This is a genomic window from Pseudomonas defluvii, assembly GCF_001695625.1.
Taxonomy (GTDB): Bacteria; Pseudomonadota; Gammaproteobacteria; order Pseudomonadales; family Pseudomonadaceae; genus Aquipseudomonas; species Aquipseudomonas defluvii.
This window is the reverse complement of sequence record NZ_MBPN01000344.1, coordinates 1-343: the sequence shown is the minus strand read 5'-3', so window position 1 is coordinate 343 and position 343 is coordinate 1. Positions and strand designations below refer to the sequence as shown.

The following is a 343-nucleotide window of genomic DNA, read 5'->3' as shown; positions in this document are numbered from 1 at the left end:
CCTTTTTCCCCAAACTCGGCCAGCCCACCCCCTACCAACAGGACAGTGGCCTGGTGGCCGACGAGCCGGTAATCAGCCGTTTCAACCTGCGCGTGGAAGCGCGCACCCGGCGCACGTTCTGGCGCGACTACGACTTCGAGAAATCCAGCTTCGTGCTCGAGGCCGAGCGTCAGGCTGATACGGCCTACCCGGAGCCGAACCTGGAGGATTACACCTACCCCGGTGGTTTTCTGCAGGGCGAGGAGGGCAAGCGACTCAGCCAGCGCGCCCTGGAACGCCACCGGGCCGAGCATCGGGTAGCGGAGGGCCGAAGCGACCAGCCGAGCCTGGTGACGGGGCATCT

General features: G+C 66.2%; 1 protein-coding gene. It reads left to right on the top strand.

Annotation, left to right across the window (positions count from 1 at the left end; all coding sequences use genetic code 11):
• Window positions 1-343, top strand: a 343-nt coding sequence (locus EKA13_RS27615; RefSeq protein WP_281182135.1) for a contractile injection system protein, VgrG/Pvc8 family, incomplete at both ends; no start/stop codon positions are given.